The sequence below is a fragment of the Salipiger thiooxidans genome (genome assembly GCF_900102075.1).
Lineage (GTDB): Bacteria > Pseudomonadota > Alphaproteobacteria > Rhodobacterales > Rhodobacteraceae > Salipiger > Salipiger thiooxidans.
This window is the reverse complement of sequence record NZ_FNAV01000009.1, coordinates 104,200-121,116: the sequence shown is the minus strand read 5'-3', so window position 1 is coordinate 121,116 and position 16,917 is coordinate 104,200. Positions and strand designations below refer to the sequence as shown.

Below are 16,917 nucleotides of genomic sequence, written 5' to 3'. Positions count from 1 at the left end.
AAACGCGAAACGCCGGACCCGCGAAGGTCCGGCGCTGTCATTCCGGCCTTGGGCCAGACAACATGGGAAAGCGATCAGCCGTCGAAATCCACTTCCTCGATGACGCGCAGGGCGTCGGCGCGGAGGCCGGCCAGCGTCATGAGGTTCACGTCGTCCGCCTCGAAGCTGCCCCAGCTGGTCACCAGCTCGTCGGCCTCGGTGCCGGGGGCGATGGGGTATTCGAAGTTGGCGTGGGCGTAGATTTCCTGCGCCTCGGGCTGGGTCAGGAATTCCATCATCTTCAGCGCGTTCTCACGGTTCGGCGCCGACTTGGTCATCGCCACGCCCGAGATGTTCACGTGGGTGCCGCCACCCTCGAAGACCGGGAACAGCACGTTGACCGAGTCTGCCCATTCCTTCTGCTCGGGATCGTTGAGCATCTGGCCCATGTAATAGGTGTTGCCGAGCGCGATGTCGCATTCACCGGCCCAGATCGCCCGGACCTGCGCCCGGTCGTTGCCCTGCGGCTTGCGGCCGAGGTTGGCCTTCACCGCCTCGAGCCAGGCCTTTGTCTCTTCCTCGCCATGGTGGTGCAGCATCGCCGAGACCAGCGCCACGTTGTAGGGGTGGGTGCCGGAGCGGGTGCAGATGCGGCCCTTCCATTTCGGATCGGCGAGGTCCTCGTAGGTGGTCACCTCGGAGGTATCGACGCGGTCCTTGCTCGCATAGACGATGCGGGCGCGGGTGGTCAGTCCGAACCAGTGGCCCTCGGGGTCGCGGTATTGCTCGGGCACGTTAGTGTTGAGCACCTCGCTGGTGACGCTCTGCGTCACGCCGGCGTTCACGACGGCCGCCAGCCGCGAGATGTCGACGGTGAACACGAGGTCGGCGGGCGAGCGGTCGCCCTCGGCCTGCAGGCGTTCGACCATCCCCTGTTCGAGATAGGCGACGTTGACGTCGATCCCGGTCTCGGCGGTGAAGGCTTCGGTCAGCGGAGCGAGAAGCTCGGGCTGGCGATAGGAATAGAGGTTCACCTCTTCGGCCAGTGCCGGAACGGCGGTGGCGATCAGGGCGAGGGCGGTGGTCGCAAGGCGCATCTTTCGTGGGACTCCCGTTTGCGGACTGCTTCAGCCCGGAGGTTAGACCTCAGCGACGTGGCGGGGTCAATACCAGAGTTTTATTGTCGGGATTTATCTGCCTTCTCGCGCGCTTTCGCCGCGTCCCAGAGCGCGTCCATCTCGGCCAGCGTGCTGTCCTCGGGGCTGCGGCCTTGGGCGGCGAGCGCTGCCTCGACCTCTCCGAAGCGGCGCGTGAACTTGGCGTTAGCCGCGCGCAGGGCGGCCTCGGGGTCGATGTCGAGATGCCGCGCGAGGTTCGCCATCACGAAGAGCAGGTCGCCGAATTCCTCTTCCACGTGGTCGGGGTCGGTGGCCTCGCGCAGCTCCTGCGCCTCTTCCACGATCTTGTCGATCACCTCGTCGGTCGAGGGCCAGTCGAAGCCGACCCGGGCAGCGCGCTTCTGCAGCTTCACCGCCCGCATCAGCGCGGGCAGCCCCTGCGCCACGCCGTCGAGCACGCCCTTTTCGGCCCGCGCCGCGCGCTCCCGCGCCTTGATCGCCTCCCAGTCGGCGGTCTGCTGTTCGGGCGATTTCTCGTTCGACTCGTCGCCGAAGACATGCGGATGCCGCGCCACCATCTTGTCGGACATGGTGTCCGCCACCTCGTCGAAGGTGAAGAGCCCGCGTTCTGCCGCCATCTGCGCGTGGAACACCGACTGGAACAGCAGGTCGCCCAGCTCGCCCTTCAGCTCGCCCCAGGATTCGCGCTCGATGGCGTCGGCGACCTCGTAGGCCTCCTCGATAGTATAGGGCGCAATGGTCGAGAAATCCTGCGCCACGTCCCAGGGACAGCCGGTCTCGGGATCGCGCAGCCGGCGCATGATCTCGAGCAGCCTCGGCATGCCGCCCTGGGGGTCGTGGATCAGATCGTCGCTCATGGACTTCCCTCGAAAATGGGTATTGGGTGCAGTCCTGCGACAGGAAACCCCCGGAGTCCACCCATGCCCATCGTCAACCGCATCGCCGATTACGCCGAAGAGATGAAAACCTGGCGACGGTTCCTGCATCGTAACCCGGAGCTCAGCCTCGAGTGTCACAAGACGGCGGCGTTCGTGGTCGAAAGACTCCGGGAATTCGGCATTTCGGAAATTCACGAAGGCATTGCGGAAAGCGGCGTCGTGGCGGTGATCGAGGGGCAGGGCGCGGGCCCGGTCACCGGCCTGCGCGCCGACATGGATGCGCTGCCGATGGACGAGGAAACGGGGGTCGACTACGCCTCCGAAGTGCCCGGACGGATGCACGCCTGCGGCCACGACGGGCACACCACGATGCTGCTGGGGGCGGCGAAGTACCTGTCCGAGACGCGCAAGTTCTCGGGCAAGGTGGTGCTGATCTTCCAGCCCGCCGAAGAGACCATCGGCGGCGGTCGCATCATGGTCGAAGAGGGCATCATGGAGCGCTTCGGGATCGAGGAGGTCTATGCGCTGCACACCGATCCCTCGCGCCCGCTTGGCGTCATCGCGACGGCGCGCGGCCCGCTGATGGCGGCGGTCGATGATTTCGAGCTGCGGCTCACCGGGCGCGGCGGTCACGCGGCGCATCCCGACACCTGCATCGACCCGATCCCCTGCGTGCTGGCCATCGGGCAGGCGCTGCAGACCGTGCCCTCGCGCAACACCGACCCGCTCGGGTCGCTGGTGGTGTCGCTGACCGTGGTGCAGTCCGGCTCGGCCACCAACGTCATCCCCGAGACCGCCTATCTTGCCGGGACCGTGCGCAGCTTCGATCCCTGCATCCGCGACATGGCCGAGAAGCGCATCCGCGAGATCGTCGCCGGGCAGGCGATGAGCTATGGGGTGACCGCCGAGCTCGACTACCAGCGCAACTACCCGCCCACCGTCAACCACGTGGCCCAGACCGATTTCGCCGTCTCGGTGGCGCGCGACGTGGTGCCCGAGGTGGTGGACGACAGCGTGCCCTCGATGGGCGCCGAGGACTTTTCCTACATGCTCGAGGCGCGGCCTGGCTCGTTCCTCTATCTCGGCCAGGGCGAGGGCCCGTTCTGTCACCATCCGAAATTCGACTTCAACGACGAGGCCGCACCCATCGGGGCGAGCTTCTTTGCCCGCCTCGTCGAAACGCGCCACCCGCTCGATGCCTGAGCCGTCGTGCGCGCTGCAGGGCGCGTCGGACCACACGCTGCAAGGGAGATAGAACCATGCCCGTCATCAACTCGATCGCCGCCGAGGCCGAGACGCTTAAGGAATGGCGCCGGCACCTGCACCGGAACCCCGAGCTGCTCTTCGACTGCGTGAAGACCGCGGCCTTCGTCGTTGATAAGCTGAAGGGTTTCGGCGTTTCGGAGATTCACGAAGGCATCGCCACCACCGGCGTCGTCGCGATCATCGAAGGTCGTGGCCCGGGGCGCACCATCGGGTTGCGTGCCGACATGGACGCGCTGCCGATGGACGATCTTTCTGGCGCCGAGCACGCCTCGACGGTTCCCGGCGTCGCGCATACCTGCGGCCACGACGGGCATACCACCATGCTTCTGGGTGCCGCGAAATACCTCGCCGGGACCCGAAACTTCGCCGGCCGCGTGGCGCTGATCTTCCAGCCCGCCGAAGAGGGCGGCGGCGGTGGCAAGGTCATGGTCGATGAGGGCATGATGGACCGCTTCGGCATCGAGGAGGTCTACGGCATCCACAACTCTCCCGGCGATCCCGAGGGCCATATCCTCACCGCGCCCGGCGCGCTCATGGCCTCGGCGGACGAGTTCCGCATCGAGATCACCGGTGTCGGGGGCCATGGCGCCGAGCCCGCCGCGAGCGTGGACCCGATCCCGGCCGCCGCGGCCATGGTGGGCGCGCTGCAGACCATCGTCAGCCGCAATGTCTCGGCGCTTGACCGGCTGGTGGTTTCGGTGACCGAGGTCCACGCAGGCACCGCGCACAACATCATTCCCGGCACCGCGTGGCTTTGCGGGACGGTGCGCAGCTTCCGCCCCGAGATCCGCGACCTTGCCGAGCGCCGCATGCGCGAGATTGCCGAGACCCAGGCCGCGGTCTTCGGCTGCACCGCCACCGTGCTCTACAAACGCGGCTACCCGCCGCTGGTCAACCACGCGGAACAGGCTCGTTTCGCCGCCGAGGTGGCGCGCGAGGTGGTGGGGGCCGACAAGGTCGATGCCGACACCGCCCCGGTCATGCCGGCCGAGGATTTCTCGTACATGCTCGAGGCGCGGCCCGGCGCCTACCTGTTCCTCGGGCAGGGCGACACGCCCAATTGCCACCACCCGAAATACGACTTCAACGACGCCATCGCCCCTACCGGCGCGAGCTTCCTCGCGCGGCTGGTGGAGCGCGCGCTTCCTATCGACAACGCCTGAGCCGGGGGCTATCGCGCCCGCAGGAGACATGCGGCCGCGCAGCCGGACAAAGGAGGACCCATGGCACTCGAGGATGCCAAGACCCAGATCGACCACGCCTTCACCCGCGACGACCTCAAGGGGTCGAGCTTCGAGAACGTCTTCGGCGGCGCCGCGTCGTTCCTGCGGCGGAAGTACACCAAGGACCTGCGCGGCGTGGACATCGCCGTCACCGGCGTGCCTTTCGACCAGGCGGTGACCAACCGCACCGGCACCCGCTTCGGCCCGCGCGCCATCCGCGAGGCCTCGCTGCTGCAGCCATGCGATGCGCCCTACGGCTGGGGCTACGACGTGCTGTCGGAATTCGCCATCGCCGACTACGGCGACCTGGCCTTCGACTACGCCAACGTCCCGGCCTTCCCGGCGACGCTGGAGAAGCACATTTCGGGAATCCTCGAACAAGGCGCTGCCACGGTCACGCTGGGCGGCGACCACTCGATCACCCTGCCGATCCTCAAGGCCCATGCCGAAAAATACGGCCCGCTCTCGGTGATCCAGTTCGACGCCCACACCGACACCTGGGCCGACGACGACTTCAGCCGCATCGACCACGGCACCTTCATGTACAAGGCGGTGAAGCTCGGCTACGTCGACCCCGCGCGCTCTGTGCAGATCGGCATCCGCACCGACAACCCCGATACCATGGGCTTCCACGTGCTCGACGCACGCGAAGTGCACCGCGAGGGGCCCGAGACCATCGCCAAGCGTGTGCGCGACATCGTCGAGCGCCACCCGGTTTACCTCACCTTCGACATCGATGCGCTGGATCCGGCCTTTGCGCCGGGCACCGGCACGCCGGTCTGGGGCGGGCTGACCAGCCACCAGGCGGCGGTCTGCCTGCGCGAGCTTGCCGGCATCAACCTCAAGGGCGGGGACGTGGTCGAGGTCTCGCCGCCCTTCGACACCACCGGCGCCACCGCCATCGCAGCGGCCCACGTGGCGACCGAGCTGCTCTGCCTCTGGGGCTGGACGCGCCGCGACTGAGGCGCGACCGGGACGGGCGGGTCAAGGAGGCGATGGGCGGTTTCCTGCAAATGTGACCGCCCCGGCCTTTTCCCGCCGCTCGGAATCGTGTGAAGAGGGACAGGCCGGGCCGCTGCGGTCCGGCGCTGACCATTCGACCCGGCCCGGACGGGCGTTTCTGCCCTCCGGCCCGACCGACCCCTGAAAGGACCGCAGCCCTTGCGACTGATTTTCTGGCTCGTTGTGCTCGTCGCGATCGGTGGGATTGCGTGGATCCGGCTGGCGCCTTCGGACCCGGCGGTCTGGCACGTGGATCCCAAGGTGACCGCGGACCAGGATCTTGCCGCGGGCGTGCGAAGGCGCATTCCGGGCGACGAATCCCGCTTCGAGTCGCTGCACCGTATCATCCTCGAGACCCCGCGCACCGAAGTGCTGGCGGGCAGTCCGGGCGAGGGCCGCGTGACCTACATCACCCGGTCGCAGTGGATGGGCTTTCCCGACTACACCACCGTGCAGCTCGACGAGACCAACCTCGAGCTCTTCGCGCGGCTGCGCTTCGGCACCACGGATTCGGGCGTGAACAAGGCTCGTGTCGAGAGCTGGTTGCAGCGGCTTCAGGCCACCGACTCCGAGTGAGGGCGCTGCCGCGGCCCGGCCGTTGCACTGGCGTGCGCGCTGGCGGGGCCGCCAAACCGGTGGCGTGGGACGCAGTCGCCCTTGACCGCCGCGCGGTTTCGGGAAAGAGAGTTGCGCCATGATCCCGGCAGACCGACTTCAGCAGATCCGCGAACGTTTCGAATATCTCGAGGCCCGTATGGCCGAGGGAGGGGGCGACATTGCCGCGCTTGGCCGTGAATACGCCGAGCTCAAGCCGGTGGTGGACCAGATTGCCGAGTGGAACCGCCTGCAGGCGGATCTCTCCGAGGCCGAGGAAATGCTGGCGGATCCCGAGATGAAGGCGCTGGCCGAGGAGGAGCTTCCCGCCCTCCGCGCCCGGCTGCCCGAGGCCGAGAAGGCGCTGCAGCTGGCGCTTCTGCCGCGCGATGCCGCCGACGCCCGTCCCGCGATCCTCGAGATCCGCCCCGGCACCGGCGGCGAGGAGGCGGCGCTGTTTGCCGGCGATCTCGCGCGCATGTACCAGCGCTACTCCGAGGCCCGCGGCTGGCGCTGGGAGGTGATCGAGGAGCAGGACACCGAGCTTGGCGGCCTCAAGGAGCTGGTGGTGCGCATCGAGGGCGAGAACGTCTTCGCGCGGCTCAAGTTCGAATCCGGCGTGCACCGGGTCCAGCGCGTACCCGAGACCGAATCCGGCGGCCGCATCCACACCTCCGCCGCCACCGTCGCGGTGCTGCCCGAGGCCGAGGCGGTCGACATCGACATCGCCCCCGGTGACCTCCGCATCGACACCATGCGCAGCTCGGGCGCCGGCGGCCAGCACGTCAACACCACCGACTCGGCGGTGCGGATCACCCACCTGCCCACCGGCCTCGTGGTGACCAGCTCGGAGAAATCCCAGCACCGCAACCGCGAGATCGCGATGAATGTGCTGCGCGCCCGGCTCTATGACATGGAGCGCCAGAAGGCCGACGACGCGCGCGCCTCGGACCGCCGCGCGCAGGTGGGCTCGGGCGACCGCTCCGAGCGCATCCGCACCTACAACTTCCCGCAGGGCCGGATGACGGATCACCGCATCGGGCTGACGCTTTACCGGCTCGAGGCCATCCTCTCGGGCGATCTCGACGAGATCGTAGACGCGCTGACCGCCAACGCACAGGCGGCGCAACTCGCCGAGATGGGCGCGTGACCACGGGCTCGGTGCTGCTGGCCGGGGCCGCGCGCACGCTGTCGGACGCCGGCATCCCCGACGCCGCCCGCGACGCCCGGCGCCTGCTCGCCCATGTGCTCGGGGTCGCGCCCGGGCGGCTGACGCTGGTGCTGCCCGACCCGATCGAGGCCGGGCCCGCCAGCCGCTATGAGACCCTCATCTCCCGCCGCGCCGCCCGTGAGCCCGTGTCGCACCTGACCGGCCGCCGCGAGTTCTACGGCCGCGCCTTCCACGTCACCTCCGATGTGCTCGACCCGCGCCCCGAAACCGAGACGCTGGTGGCCGAGGCGCTGTCCGCGCCTTTTGCGCGCGTGCTCGACCTCGGCACCGGCACCGGCTGCATCCTGCTGACGCTGCTGGCCGAACGCGCCACTGCCACGGGCATCGGCACCGATCTCTCCGAGGCCGCGCTTGCGGTCGCCACGCGCAACCGCGACGCGCTCGGGCTTGATGCGCGCGCCACGCTGGGGCAGGGCAGCTGGTTCGAGGCGCTCCCCGAGGGCAGCGAGCCTTTCGACCTGATCGTCTCGAACCCGCCCTACATCGCGCTCGACGAGATGGCGGGGCTTTCGCCCGAGGTCCGCGACCACGAGCCGCACATGGCCCTGACTGACGGTGGCGACGGGCTCGCCGCCTACCGCGCCATCACCCGCGACGCGCCCGCCCATCTTGCCCCCGGCGGTCGCCTGATGGTCGAGATCGGGCCCACGCAGGGCCCTGCGGTTGCAGCGCTGATGACCGGGGCGGGCCTTGCGGATGTGACGGTGCTGCAGGACCTCGACGGCCGCGATCGTGTGGTCGCGGGACGGCTGCAAGCGGTTTGAGGCCGGGGCGCCGGGGATATCCGCCGGTTTCTGATATGTTTACGTGCGTTTTTCCTTGTTTCCGGCTGCCGGACGTGATTATCAGGAGGGGTCGGAGCGGTGGATGCCTCTTGGCGGTCCCGCCCGACGTCAACCCAACATCGGTGTGACCTCTCATTCGAAAGGCGCCCAGGGCGCCGCAGGGTCACAGGGACAGTCAGACATATAAGGCTGATAGCAGAACACAATGCGATCCTCGAAATCCCGTTCGCGGTCGAAGAACAACCGCAACCGCAACTCGCTGGGCAATGTCGTCAACCGTGTGTTCGACAGCAGTGGCCCCGAGGGCAAGGTGCGCGGTACGCCGCAGCAGATCATCGACAAATACAACCAGCTGGCGCGTGACGCCGGGCTCGCTAACGACCGCGTTGCGGCCGAGAACTTCCAGCAGCACGCCGAGCATTACATGCGTATGCTCTCCGAGGCGCAGCGCGAGGTCGACCAGCGGCGCGAGCAGCAGGAGCGCGAGAACCGCGAGCGTCAGTCGCAGCGCGACAAGGAACGCTCGGACCGCGACAGCCAGCGCCCGGACCGTGACGACGACACGTCTGCCTCGGCCCAGCCCGAGCAGCAGCAGCCGTCCGAAGAGCCCAAGGCGCAGCCGGAACCGCAGGCCGAGCCCCGCTCGGAACCCCGGGCCGAGCCACGGTCGGAGCCCCGCTCCGAGAAGCGCGCGGATCCGCTGGGCGGCGAGCCCGCGGACCTCTTCGACATGGGTAGCGGCGACGACAGCGGCCTCGTGGAAACGCCTGAGAACCGCGAGAACACGGCGCCCTCCGGCGAGGAGAAGCCCAAGAAACCGCGCCGGCCCCGCAAGAAGCCCGAGCCCAAGGACGGCGAGAAGCCCGCACGCGCTCCGCGCGCCGCGAAGTCCGACAAGGGCGAGACGCCGACCCCCGACGCGGCGGAGTAATCCCGCCCGCGTCGTCGCGGTACAGCGCCGGCGAAACGGCCTGAGAGACGGCCAGAAGAACATGAGAACGCCGCGCCCGGAGCCCCGGACGCGGCGTTTCTCGTTTCGATAAGGTCTCAGAGGAACTGATGCACTCAGCTCTGGGCGGCCAGGCCGGCGTGAGAAAATCCCTGTGATCAGGGCGGGGCGATCAGGGCGGGGCGATCGGCTCAGCGCGACAAGGCCGGTCCGATTGGCCCGGTTCGATCAGACCGGCGCGACCAAGCTCGCGTGTTAAGATCCGTGCGTTCAGGCCAGCGTGCGGGCCAGCGCACAGAACTGCTCGAGCGAGACCTGTTCGGCCCGGTCGGTGGGCGCGATGTCTGACGCCTGCAGCCGGTCCTCGATGTCGGGGGCCAGCCCCTTGAGCGCTGCCCGCAGCATCTTGCGCCGCTGGTTGAAGGCAGCCGCCACCACGCGCTCGAGCACCTTCTGCTCGGCGGGAAAGCGCGGCTCGGGCAGGGCACGAAGATGCACCACCGCGGACGACACCTTGGGCGGCGGGGTGAAGGCGCCCGGCGGAAGCGACAGCACGATCCGCGCATCCGCCCGCCACTGCGAGAGCACCGCGAGCCGCCCGTAGGCCTTGGACCCGGGCTGCGCCACGATGCGCTCGGCCACTTCGCGCTGAAACATCAGCGTGAGCGTCTGCCAGAAGGGCGGCCAGCTTTCCGGCGTCAGCCAGCGCACCAGAAGTTCGGTGCCGACGTTGTAGGGCAGGTTGGCGCAGATCGCGATCGGCGGTGTCAGGTGCTGCAGCGGATCGACCTGCAACGCGTCGCCCTCGATCACCTCGAGCCGCCCGGGATAGGCGGCGGCGATCTCGGCCAGCGCCGGCAGGCAGCGTGCGTCCTTCTCGATGGCGAGCACCCGGCGTGCGCCCTCGGCCAGCAGCCCGCGGGTGAGCCCGCCCGGGCCCGGGCCGATCTCGAGCACGTCCATCCCTGCCAGATCGCCCGCCTGACGCGCGATCTTGGCGGTGAGGTTCAGGTCGAGCAGGAAGTTCTGGCCCAGCGACTTCTTCGCCGACAGATCGTGTGTCGCGATCACCTCGCGCAGCGGGGGCAGCCCGTCGATGGCGCTCATGCGTGTGTTCCGGCGTCAAGTGTCTCTGGCGATGCGGGGGCAGCGGACCCGGCCATGCGCCACGCGAGGCGCAGCGCCTCGATGGTCGAGCGCGGGTTGGCGATGCCCTGTCCCGCGATTCCGAAGGCGGTGCCGTGATCGGGCGAGGTGCGCACGAAGGGCAGCCCGAGCGTCACGTTCACGCCGCGGTCGAAGGCCAGCGTCTTGATCGGGATCAGCGCCTGGTCGTGGTACATGCAGACCGCCGCATCATAGCCGGCGCGGGCCTCGGCGTGGAACATGGTGTCCGCGGGCAGCGGCCCGATCAGGCTCATGCCCTCGGCGCGGAGCTTGTCCAGCACCGGCACGATCAGCTCGATCTCCTCGCGGCCCATGCGCCCGCCTTCGCCGGCATGGGGGTTGAGCCCCGCCACGGCAATGCGCGGCACGGCAATGGCGAATTGGGTGACCAGCGCGTCGCGGGTGATGCGCAGCCGCTTTTCCAAGAGCTCCGCGGTCAGCGCCGCCGGCACCTCGGAGAGCGCGATGTGGATGGTGGCGGGCACCACGCGCAGCGCGGCCGAAGCCAGCATCATCACCACCTCGTCGGCGCCCGCGAGGGCCGCGAGATACTCGGTGTGGCCGGGGTAGGCAAAGCCCGCGCCCTCGGCCAGCGCCTGCTTCGAGATCGGCAGGGTGCAGAGCGCCGAGCAGGCGCCCTCCTGTACCAGCGCCACGCCGCGCGCGATGCTCTCGACCACGCCCGCCGCCTGTGCGGGCTGCGGCACGCCGGGCACCCGGGGACCGGGCATCGCCAGAGGCAGCACCGGCAGGCCCCGCGCGGCGACGGAGGCCGCCTCGGAGGGATCCTCCACCACCACGTGCGGCACCGTGCCCGGCAGATGCGCGGGCTCGCCGATCCAGACGAAGGGCAGCTCGGTCCCGAGCGCCTGCCACGCGGCCTCGGCGAGCTCCGGCCCGATGCCGGAGGGCTCGCCGCAGCTCATCGCGACGGGCGCAAGGCGCGACGTCGTCATTTCTCGACGATGCGGGCGTTGGCGCGCAGCTGGGCGAGATAGCCGTCGGCCATGGCCGAGATGCGCTGGTTGCGCAGGCCCATCTCGACCTGTTGGCGGTCGGCGTCCTCGGACACCGCGGCGGTGCGGCCGCAGAGCATGAGGAACATCAGGGTCTGGCCGTTCGAGCGGGTCAGCGCGGTCGAGACCTCGCCCTCGTCGAGTTTGGAGAGCTCGTAGGCGATATCGGTCGGCAGCTGCGAGGGCGGCAGGGTGGTGCGCTCGAGCACCTGCTCGGGCTGGCCCTTGGCGATGCCGTAGAGATCATCGCAACGGTCTACCTTCTGCGCCAGCACCCGCGCCTTGGCCAGCGTCTCGGGCGAGCGCCCGCCGGCCATGTAGTACGCGGCATACTCGACAGCGGCGATCTCGGGGGCGGTGTAGCCGGTTTCCTCGATGTCGCGCAGCTGGAACAGCGCCACGGCGCCCTGGATCGGGATCGGCTGGGTGACCTGGCCCGGCGAGAGGCCGAGGATCATCGGACGCAGCTGCGGCGGCAGCTCGTTCAGCTCGCGCCACGGCAGGCGGCCGCCAGCGTCACGGGTCGCGGTGGCCGAATACTGCCGCGCCTGCGCCGAGAACTCGGACTCGGAGGTCATCTGCGCGATGCGCTCGGCCCGGGCGCGTACCTCTTCGACGTTCTGCGGCGAGAGCGGCATGATGATCTCGGAGAGCAGCACCCGCACGGTCGAGCTGCCGCCATTGCCGGCCAGCGCGCGGTCGACTTCGGCCGGGCTTACCTGCGACTGCTGCACGAAGCGGCTCTGCACCAGCGAGCGCCACGCGGCACCCGCGCGCACGAAGTCGCGGAAGGTCTGCTCGGCGACGCCCGCACGGCCGAGCGCTGTGACGAATTCCTCGCGGCTCAGCTGGGCGCGGCCGGCGAATTCGGACATGCCGTCGAGGATCTCTTCCTCGGTGGGCTCGATGCCGGCGTTCTGTGCCGCCTGCAGCCGCAGCCGGTCGTCCACGAGCTGCTCGCGGGCGAGATCGTTGGTGTTGCCGGGGGCGTTCAGCAGCGTCAGCATGCGCGCGCGCTGGTCGAGCTCGTAACCGGTGATCACCATTTCATCGACGATGATCGCCGGGGCGAAGAGGTTCTGTGCCGGCGCCGCCACGGGCGACACGGTCAGCGCCAGACCCGCTGCCAGAGTAAGGGCGCGGAGGATCCGTGCGGGTGTCAGTTGCATGTGCGTCGATACTCCTTGTCGCTGCCGGCGGTGCCGAAGCCTGTCAGGGCGACCGTGAGGCCGAAATCCGTGGACGGTTCGAGGTTTGTCGCGGAGGCGAACTTGCGTATCACCGAGAAATCCACCTGCACGCATTCATTGCGGTATTGCAGTCCCAGGCCGGTGCGGTCAAGCCGCCGGTCCGCGAGGTCGTAGCGCCATTCGGCCGAGGTCGTCCAGTTGGTGCTGAACCTGTAGCTGCCGTCGAAGCCCCATTCGGCCTGACTCTCGTCGCGGTCCTCGAGCGGATCCTCTACCAGCATGACGTAGGTCGCGCCAAGGTCGACCCGGTCGTTGGCCCACGAGGCGCGGGCCTCGGCCTTGTCGAACTGCGCGTCCTCGTCGAGCAGCCCGCGGGCGGTGATGCTGAGCCCCAGCGGGTTCGCGAAGCCGCCCGCGATGAGCCAGTCCGAGCTGTCGCCATCAAGCCCCGACGAGCGGCTGAGATCGTCGTCGGGCTCGGCCCGCCAGACCCGGCCGACGGTCATGCCGGCGGTCCAGCCGCCCGGCGCCTCGTGCAGCCAGCGCACGCCCGCGGCGGCCAGCCGTCCGCGCTCGCGCCGGTCCGAGGCCGGGTAGCGCGACAGCGACAGCAGGTTGGCCTCGTCGAACTCGACGCGGGTGCTCTCGTCCCTGGCGATGTTGGGACGGTCGCCACCGACCCAGCCAAGCTGCGCCACCGGCTCGAGCAGGGTGTGCCCGCCGATGGCGTCGCGGCGGATCAACGGCCAGCGCAGCTCGACCGCGGCGGCGGGGGTGAGCTGCGCGGCGTTGGAATCCGATGTCGAATCCTCGGCCACGGCGTAGCGGTCGGCCCAGAGGTAGCCCTCGACCCCGGCACGGATGCCGCCAGGCAGGGTCCAGGTCCGGCGCCAGCTGGCCTCGGCGGTCAGGCGCGAGACATCACGGCCGTCGACCACGCCGTCGCCGTCCTTGTCAAAGTCGATGTCGGAATAGCGGTAGTGGCTGTGAAGCGCGGTGCCGAGCCGCAGCTCGCCGCCGATGCGGTCCGGGAAGAAGCGCTTCTCGTACTCGGCGTTGACGACGATCGAGGGCTGCGTGTCGTTCTCTTCCGAGGCGCGCAGGGTCTCGAAGTGGGTGATGTCGCCCTGCAGGAAATCGTCACGCCGCGCGCGGGTCAGGGTGACCGAACTCTCGAGACGTTCGCTGGGGCCGTAGTCGTATTCGTTGAAGTAGGAATCGTCGGACACCGACTGGATGTCGAACTCCAGCGTGAAATCGCCGGTCAGCCCGAACTCGCCCTCGGCGAAGAGGTAGCCGCGGGTGGCATCGGGCACCAGCGTGTCGCGCGTCACGGCACCGTTGAGCTCGATGGTGCCGTTGCTGAAGGCCCGGCGGTAGCGCGCCTCGAGCGTGCGGGTCTCGGGCGAGACATAGGGCGTGAGCGTGATGTCCTGATGGTCGCCCAGCGGGATGAAGTAGGGCACCCGGATGCCGGTCCCGAGCAGCGAGGTGCTGCGGAGCGTCGGCGTCAGGAAGCCGCGGGCGCGCTTCAGCGAGGGGTCGGGCAGGCGCAGCTGCGGCCACCAGAACACCGGCACGTCGAGCACCCGCAGCTGGGCGCCCTCGAACCAGAGCTGGCGCTCTTCCTCGTCGTGGATCACCCGGTCGGCGCGGATCTGCCAGAGCGGCACCTCGTTGCGGCCGCAGACCTGGCACGAGGTCACGGCAACGCGGCTGAGCTGGGTGTAGCGGCCGCCGACGCGCTGCGCCTCGACCGAGGCCAGCTGCAGCTGGTCGTCCATCACCATGCGGGCGCCCTTGAGCATGCCGTCGCGCAGCCCCTCGTTCATCTCTGCGGCATCGGCGAGCAGCAGGTTGCCGGTCTCGTCGGTGATCCGGATCGGGCCCTCGATGGTGAGCGTGCCCTTGTCCTGGTCGAAGAGGATGCGGGTCGCGGTCAGCCGCAGCCCGTCGTGCAGGGCCTCGACATTGCCGCTGGCAATGAGCCGCGAGCTGTCCTCGACGAAGACGCTGTCGGCGACCAGCAGGGCGGGCTCCGTGTCGTCGTTCTGGGCGTTGGCGGCAAGCGTCGTGGTCTGTGCGGCAAGCGTGCCGGGCACAGCAACGGCCAGAAGGGCCGCGACGCAGAACTGGCGGGCGACGCGCATTCAGCCGTCCTCCATCTGCAGGACCAGACCCAGCGCCAGCATCAGCGAGGCGACGGGCGGGACCCAGGCGGCGAAAAGTGGCGGCAGCTGGCCGTTCTCGCCCATGATCTGCGCGAAGTTGCGCACGTAGTACAGTCCGAAGCCCAGCAGCACGGCGGCAAGCACGTAAAGCCCCGTCCGTCCCAGCCGCGCCGGCCGCATGGTGAACCCCGCCGCCACCAGCACCATGGCGACAAGGAAGATCGGACGGGCCAGCTCCATCTGGAACCAGACCTCGTGACGGCGGGCCGAGAAGCCTGCCTGTTCGAGCCCGTTGATGAAGTCCGGCAAATCCCAGATCGCCACCGCCGAGGGCTTGCCGAAGCGGTCGCGGATGTCGTTCTGCGTGAGATCCGAGGCGATGCGCAGCCGGGCGTGGCGCTCGGCCGCGGCCTCGGGGTTGGCGCGGGTGCCGAGCGGCCAGACCTTGGCGTCGCGCAGCGCCCAGGCGCCGTCCTCGAGCGCGGCCTCGGCGGCCTCGACGCGGCGGATGGGGCCGCCGTCCTCGGCGTATTGCAGGAAGCTCACGTCGTAGAGCACGGTGGCATCGGGGTTGGCGCGGGCGGCGCGGATCACCGCCTGTCCGTCCGAGCTGCCCTGGCGCAGCCACAGGCCTTCCTTGCCGATGGAGATCACCGAGGCGCCGTCGTTCTCGTAGCTCTCGGCGAGGTCGCTCGCACGCTTCGAGGTGGCGGCCACCAGCGGGTTCAGCATCGCCACGGTGACTCCGCTGATCGCCAGTGCCACCATCATCGGCCCCATGAGCGCGGTCAGGCCCGAGCGGCCGGCGGCGCGCACCACCACCAGCTCGGAGCTGCGCGCCAGCATCAGGAACAGCGCCGCGGTGGCGAGGATCATCACCAGCGGCAGGATCTCGTACATGCCCTCGGGCAGGCGGAGCGCAGTGATCTGCACCTTCTGGGCAAAACTGATGTCGCCACCAAACTTGCGGATCTGCTCGACGAGATCGACCAGCCCGACGAAGATCGCGAAGACCGAGAGGATCGACATGAACATCCAGAAGAAGCGCCGGGCGAAGTAGCGGTGCAGGATCATGCGGCGGCCCCCTCGGGGGCGGGAGGTGCGGCGCGGCCCGGGCGGAACGACCGCGACGAGCGCTGCAGCAGGACGCCCGCGATGATCAGGCCGATGATGCTTGGCAGGTAGATCAGCGGCCAGAGCGCAGCGTTGGCGTGCACCGGCGTCGTGACCATGCTCTCGACGATCTTGATGAAGACCAGCAGGAAGATCGCGCCGACGATCTGCTTTGTCACCCCGAAGCGCGAGAACCCGCCGGTCATCAGCGCCGCGTAGCCGATCAGTGCCGCCACCACGCAGAGCAGCGGCTGCTCGAAGCGCATGTGCGCTTCCTCGAGCACTTCGCCCACGCTGTCCTTGACCTCTTCCGAGACCGCCTCGGTGTCGGTCAAGAGCTCCCAGGTCGAGATCTGCCGGGCGCGCCGGCGCGGCGGGCCGTTCTGGGTGACGAGCCCCGAGATGTCATAGGTCAGGTTCTCGAAATCGGTGGTCGAGAGCGTCTGGTCCTCGGCCCTCAGGGTCTGTGCCAGCCCCGAGCGCATGGTCAGCTTGGGGCCGTCGTCGTCGCGCAGCACGTAGGCGCTTTGCGCGGTGTAGGCAATCGCCCGGTCCGGGTCGCGCCGGTCCGACAGGAACACGTCGCGCAGCTCGCCCTCGGGGGTGATGTCGCGGATGTAGAAGGTCACGCCCCTGGTGGGGTGCAGGAAGGTGCCCTCGTGCAGCAGCCGGGCCGAGACCGAGCCCGAGATTTCGGACTCGCGTTCGCGCAGCTGGCCGATGGAGGCGGGCACCAGCACGTGGCTCAGAATCGCCATCATCGCGCCGATGATCGCGCCGAAGACCAGCACCGGCCGCGCCAGGCGCCACGGCGACAGGCCGGTTGCCTGGAGCACCGTCAGCTCGGACTCGTTGGACATGCGGTTGGTGACGTAGACCGCGGCGCCGAACGCCGCCATGGGCAGCACGATGGCCACCACCCCGGGCAGCGCCAGCAGCGTGAACTCGAGGAAGATCCCCGCGGTATGGCCATTCGCGATGAGCTCGTCGAACAGTCCGACCGACCGGTTGAGCCAGTAGACCATCACAAGGACGAGAGCGAAAAAGCCAAAGACCACCATGAGTTGCGACAGCATGTATCTGTCGAATCTCTGCACGCCTGCGTTCCCCCGAGATCCTGTTTCCGACCGAGCCTAGTCGAACGGTGTGTGCGGGAAAAGGTGGCTCTGGTCAATGCCACCCGGCGGGACTACCACTTAGGGCCAAAGACAACA

The 16,917-nt window shown here is 69.0% G+C and carries 15 protein-coding genes; 7 read left to right on the top strand and 8 right to left on the bottom strand.

Annotated elements, in window-relative coordinates:
- Positions 1-74 precede the first annotated feature (74 nt).
- Together BLQ77_RS14820 and mazG are read right to left on the bottom strand one after the other, a co-directional pair.
- Positions 75-1,076, bottom strand: coding sequence for a Fe(3+) ABC transporter substrate-binding protein (locus tag BLQ77_RS14820; protein ID WP_089960578.1), 1,002 nt, complete (start codon positions 1,074-1,076; stop codon positions 75-77).
- Positions 1,077-1,156: 80 nt separating this feature from the next.
- Entirely contained in the window at positions 1,157-1,975 is an 819-nt protein-coding gene (gene mazG, locus BLQ77_RS14815) for a nucleoside triphosphate pyrophosphohydrolase (RefSeq protein ID WP_089960575.1), read from the bottom strand.
- 63 nt (positions 1,976-2,038) lie between these two features.
- Here mazG and BLQ77_RS14810 point away from each other — a divergent pair, with 63 nt between their 5' ends.
- The 7 genes from BLQ77_RS14810 (at position 2,039) to BLQ77_RS14780 (ending at position 9,028) form a co-directional block, all read left to right on the top strand.
- A complete protein-coding gene (locus BLQ77_RS14810) occupies positions 2,039-3,199 on the top strand; it encodes a M20 aminoacylase family protein (RefSeq protein ID WP_089960572.1) in 1,161 nt (386 codons plus the stop codon).
- Between the two features lie 56 nt (positions 3,200-3,255).
- A complete protein-coding gene (locus BLQ77_RS14805) occupies positions 3,256-4,425 on the top strand; it encodes a M20 aminoacylase family protein (protein ID WP_089960569.1) in 1,170 nt (389 codons plus the stop codon).
- Positions 4,426-4,485: 60 nt separating this feature from the next.
- Positions 4,486-5,448, top strand: coding sequence for an agmatinase (speB, locus tag BLQ77_RS14800; protein WP_008883910.1), 963 nt, complete (start codon positions 4,486-4,488; stop codon positions 5,446-5,448).
- 198 nt (positions 5,449-5,646) lie between these two features.
- Complete coding sequence (locus BLQ77_RS14795; protein WP_089960566.1) at positions 5,647-6,063, top strand: DUF1499 domain-containing protein; 417 nt, start codon at positions 5,647-5,649, stop codon at positions 6,061-6,063.
- Between the two features lie 118 nt (positions 6,064-6,181).
- Positions 6,182-7,231 carry a peptide chain release factor 1 gene (gene prfA / locus BLQ77_RS14790; protein WP_089960563.1) on the top strand — a complete coding sequence of 350 codons (1,050 nt, stop codon included), beginning with the start codon at positions 6,182-6,184 and terminating at the stop codon, positions 7,229-7,231.
- Positions 7,228-8,076 carry a peptide chain release factor N(5)-glutamine methyltransferase gene (gene prmC, locus BLQ77_RS14785; RefSeq protein ID WP_089960559.1) on the top strand — a complete coding sequence of 283 codons (849 nt, stop codon included), beginning with the start codon at positions 7,228-7,230 and terminating at the stop codon, positions 8,074-8,076. The genes prfA and prmC overlap by 4 nt, the downstream gene beginning before the upstream one ends.
- Positions 8,077-8,302: 226 nt before the next feature.
- Positions 8,303-9,028 (top strand): DUF4167 domain-containing protein, encoded by a 726-nt coding sequence (locus BLQ77_RS14780; protein WP_089960556.1) that lies wholly within the window; start codon positions 8,303-8,305, stop codon positions 9,026-9,028.
- 288 nt (positions 9,029-9,316) lie between these two features.
- Here the strand turns inward: BLQ77_RS14780 and rsmA are convergent, their stop codons facing one another.
- Genes rsmA through lptF form a run of 6 tightly spaced genes read right to left on the bottom strand, consistent with a single transcriptional unit; the run spans position 9,317 to position 16,779 of the window.
- Positions 9,317-10,153, bottom strand: coding sequence for a 16S rRNA (adenine(1518)-N(6)/adenine(1519)-N(6))-dimethyltransferase RsmA (gene rsmA / locus BLQ77_RS14775; RefSeq protein ID WP_089960554.1), 837 nt, complete (start codon positions 10,151-10,153; stop codon positions 9,317-9,319).
- On the bottom strand, positions 10,150-11,169 hold the full coding sequence (pdxA, locus tag BLQ77_RS14770; RefSeq protein ID WP_089960552.1) for a 4-hydroxythreonine-4-phosphate dehydrogenase PdxA: 1,020 nt from the start codon (positions 11,167-11,169) through the stop codon (positions 10,150-10,152). The genes rsmA and pdxA overlap by 4 nt, the downstream gene beginning before the upstream one ends.
- Positions 11,166-12,398 (bottom strand): peptidylprolyl isomerase, encoded by a 1,233-nt coding sequence (locus tag BLQ77_RS14765; protein ID WP_089960550.1) that lies wholly within the window; start codon positions 12,396-12,398, stop codon positions 11,166-11,168. Before BLQ77_RS14765 ends, pdxA begins: the two co-directional genes overlap by 4 nt.
- Positions 12,389-14,569 (bottom strand): LPS-assembly protein LptD, encoded by a 2,181-nt coding sequence (locus BLQ77_RS14760; RefSeq protein ID WP_089960546.1) that lies wholly within the window; start codon positions 14,567-14,569, stop codon positions 12,389-12,391. The genes BLQ77_RS14765 and BLQ77_RS14760 overlap by 10 nt, the downstream gene beginning before the upstream one ends.
- Positions 14,570-15,664 carry an LPS export ABC transporter permease LptG gene (lptG, locus tag BLQ77_RS14755; RefSeq protein WP_089960540.1) on the bottom strand — a complete coding sequence of 365 codons (1,095 nt, stop codon included), beginning with the start codon at positions 15,662-15,664 and terminating at the stop codon, positions 14,570-14,572.
- A complete protein-coding gene (lptF, locus tag BLQ77_RS14750; RefSeq protein WP_089960538.1) occupies positions 15,661-16,779 on the bottom strand; it encodes an LPS export ABC transporter permease LptF in 1,119 nt (372 codons plus the stop codon). The genes lptG and lptF overlap by 4 nt, the downstream gene beginning before the upstream one ends.
- Positions 16,780-16,917: the final 138 nt, after the last annotated feature.